Source organism: Erwinia sp. PME.40.26/001 (genome assembly GCF_055556675.1).
In genome coordinates, this window is record NZ_JBVHNP010000317.1 from 1 (window position 1) to 252 (window position 252).

Genomic DNA, 252 nt, shown 5'->3' on the forward strand with positions numbered 1-252 from the left:
TTCGACAGCCTCCCAAATGGCGGCAGCAGCGCCAGCTGGTGGTACGTAAATCACGGAAACGGTAGCGCCAGTTTGTGCTTTGGCATCTTTGACGCTGGCGTAAATAGGAATGCCTTCGAAATCCTCGCCAGCTTTTTTAGGATTCACACCTGCGACAAAAGCAGCTTTGCCGTTGGCATAGTCACGGCAGCCACGGGTGTGAAATTGGCCAGTTTTACCAGTAATACCCTGGGTAATGACTTTGGTATCTTT

The 252-nt window shown here is 50.8% G+C and carries 1 pseudogene; it reads right to left on the reverse strand.

The annotated features are described in order from the left end of the window. Positions 1-252 (reverse strand): annotated as a pseudogene (locus tag ACZ3HG_RS24350) (succinate--CoA ligase subunit alpha); the annotation flags it as partial.